Origin of the sequence: Streptomyces sp. 13-12-16 (assembly GCF_002114215.1) — a bacterium.
Taxonomy (GTDB): domain Bacteria; phylum Actinomycetota; class Actinomycetes; order Streptomycetales; family Streptomycetaceae; genus Streptomyces.
In genome coordinates this window covers 1-2,713 of record NZ_NCTE01001419.1, presented here as the reverse complement: position 1 = coordinate 2,713, position 2,713 = coordinate 1, and the positions used below count along the sequence as shown (strand labels likewise).

4 protein-coding genes are annotated in these 2,713 nt (G+C 73.4%); 1 reads left to right on the top strand and 3 read right to left on the bottom strand.

The window, feature by feature from the left end; genetic code table 11:
• Positions 1-123 precede the first annotated feature (123 nt).
• Positions 124-729 (top strand): YceI family protein, encoded by a 606-nt coding sequence (locus tag B7767_RS41875; RefSeq protein ID WP_085576403.1) that lies wholly within the window; start codon positions 124-126, stop codon positions 727-729.
• Between the two features lie 95 nt (positions 730-824).
• On the opposite strand, the gene B7767_RS41870 is transcribed toward B7767_RS41875, so the two are convergent.
• From B7767_RS41870 to B7767_RS47070, 3 genes are read right to left on the bottom strand one after another with little or no spacing between them, the layout of a single operon-like run.
• The gene (locus B7767_RS41870; protein WP_085576402.1) at positions 825-1,109 is read right to left on the bottom strand and encodes a hypothetical protein; all 285 of its coding nucleotides are present in this window, start codon (positions 1,107-1,109) and stop codon (positions 825-827) included.
• Complete coding sequence (locus B7767_RS41865; RefSeq protein WP_085576401.1) at positions 1,073-1,882, bottom strand: MFS transporter; 810 nt, start codon at positions 1,880-1,882, stop codon at positions 1,073-1,075. The genes B7767_RS41870 and B7767_RS41865 overlap by 37 nt, the downstream gene beginning before the upstream one ends.
• Entirely contained in the window at positions 1,849-2,295 is a 447-nt protein-coding gene (locus B7767_RS47070) for a hypothetical protein (RefSeq protein WP_179167545.1), read from the bottom strand. The genes B7767_RS41865 and B7767_RS47070 overlap by 34 nt, the downstream gene beginning before the upstream one ends.
• Between the last annotated feature and the right edge of the window lie 418 nt (positions 2,296-2,713).

The following is a 2,713-nucleotide window of genomic DNA, read 5'->3' as shown; positions in this document are numbered from 1 at the left end:
CCCGTCGCGGCGGCTCAACCCCGCCACTTTCGCCAAACATGTTGAAAGTTAAAGGGAATAGGTCTACGGTGGACCCCGTTGGGTTAGTTGAACATTAAACCTCATCCCCTCAGGAGGAACACCATGGGCATCTTCGGCCGCAAGGACGACGAGACCGCCACCGCGACCGCCACCGCGGTGAACCCGGACCTGGCCGCGCTGACCGGCGACTACACGATCGACCCCGCGCACTCCACGCTCGGCTTCGTCGCCCGGCACGCCATGGTCACCAACGTCAAGGGCAGCTTCCTGGACTTCACCGGCACGCTGCACCTGGACGGTGCCGACCCGGCCGCCTCCACCGCCACCCTCGACGTGGTGATGGAGAGCATCGACACGGGCAACGCCGACCGTGACGGCCACCTGAAGAGCGCCGACTTCTTCAAGACGGACGAGTTCCCGACCATGACCTTCCGCTCCACCAAGGCGGAGGCCCTCGGCGGCGACGACTACCGCATCACCGGTGACCTGAGCATCCTGGGCACCACCAAGCCGCTCACCATCGACCTGGAGTTCAACGGCGCCGCGAAGGACCCCTTCGGCAACGAGCGCGTCGGCTTCGAGGGCAAGGCGGAGATCCTGCGCTCCGAGTGGGGCCTGACCTGGAACGCGGCGCTGGAGACGGGCGGCGTTCTGGTCTCCGACAAGATCAAGCTGAACTTCGACATCTCGGCGATCAAGCAGGCGTGACCTTCGCCGGCCCTTCGGGGCCCGAGTCCCACCACGGCAACGGCCCGGAGCCCGGCAGGGCGTCCGGGCCGACGCCCGTCCGGCCGCCGTTCCCCTCAGCGCGGGACGGCGGCGCCACGCGCTCGCAGCCGCCGGGTGACGGGGGTGACGAGCGCGGACGCCGCGAGGCAGTACCCGCCCAGCACGACGAACTGGACCGGCCGGCCGACACCGGCGTCGAGCAGCAGGCCGCCCGCACCGGGGCCGAGCGCCGAGGCGAAGACCAGGACCGCCACCACCACCGACCGGACGGCACCGAGGTGCCGGGTGCCGTAGACCTCGGGCCGGACGGCGCCGAACAGGGTCAGGAAGAGGCCGTTGGTGACGCCGTACAGGGCCATGAAGGCGAACGCGCTCCACGGGGCGGTGACGGTGCCGAGCAGCAGCCCGCCGCCGAGCGGGAGCAGGAAGACCGGCAGCAGCACGAGCCCGGTGACCGGTCCAGCAGGAAACCACTGGCCACACTGCACAGTACGGTCAGGACCGCGCAGAGCGGGAACGCCGACGCCGGCACCCCGAGCGACCAGCCGCGCGTCTCCGCCAGGTGGGCCTGGTGGAAGAAGACCGTGTTGCCGATCAGCGCGGGCGCCGCGGTGGCGAGCAGCAGGGGGTGGAAGCACCGGTCCCGCGGTACCTCTGCCCGGGTCCAGCCGGCGGCGGGCGCCTCCGGGTCCGCGGAGCCGTCCGCGGGGTGCGGGGTGCACTCCGTCCTGAACAGCGCCGCGACGACGACGCCCCCGGCGGTCACCAGCGTCCCGGCAGCCCACCACACGGCCTGCCACCCGGCGGCACCCGACAGGGCGACGGCCAGGGCCGGCAGGACGGCCTCGCCCGTGTTCAGGCCCAGGGCCGCCAGGGACACCGCCCGTCCCCGCCGCCGGGTGAACCAGCGGCCCAGCACGGTGAACCCGGCGTGCGTCATCATGCCCTGGCCGAACAACCGCAGCAGGACGAGCGCCCCGAACAGCGTGAAGAGGTCCGCCGACCAGGTCATCGCCACGGCCCCCAGCGCCAGCAGCGGCGCGCTCACGAGGACGACCCGGCGCGCCGGGTGGCGGTCGACCGGGTGACCCGTCCTGGTCAGGGCGACCGCGCCGAGCAGGGTGGCCGCCATGTACAGGGCACCGTAGGAGCAGAAGAGCTTCCCGGGCGAAGCGACAGAGGTCCACCCCCCTGCCGGGCCTGCCCGACAGCATCTCGTACGACCGCGCCGGTCTCGTGCCCCGTCCGTTCCGCCTGCTCGGCCACCGTCCCGTACGACACGTCGACGGCCTGCTCCCAGCGGTCGAACCGCATCGGGGCCGGGTTCGCCCGGTACGGGCCGAACTCCTCCCCGAAGCGGCGGAGCGACTCGGCCTCGATCGCCTCGCGGGCGCAGGAGCGGAACCCGTCGGCGGCCCGGGCGAGTGAGCCGAGGAGGAACGGTTTGCCCGGTCGTCGTCGGGAGACGACGGCCATGGCCGCCTCCGGGCCCCCGTCGGCCACGAACGCGGTGAGTCCGCTCCGCTCCCGGCCGCGGTCGAACACGCCGGCGGGCCTGGGCCGGTCGGGCAGGGGCGGTGCACCATGGCCGTCATGACGGTCAGCAGCGTGTTCCCACGGCCCGGGTGGGTCGTCGTCGCCGAGTACGAGAGCCTGCCGGGCAGCCCTCGCCCCTGGGCGGCCGTGTGCGGTTGACTGCGTGAGCGGGGGATCGACTGGATGCCGTTCACCGCGGGGGAGCTGCGGTGCGACCACGCGTGCGGGCCGGGGCGTGACGGGCGGTGGCGGGGGTGGATCACCGTGTCCGTGGACGCTGAGGCCCTGGGGCGGCTCGGGCTGGGGCCCGGGCGGCGACGCGCCGTCCCGGACGGCGCGTCGCCGCCCGGGTGGTGGCATGCCGCCGGGGAGCGGTACGCGGTGGAGCGCGGGTGGCCGAGGCGGGATCCCCCGGCCGGTCAGAACC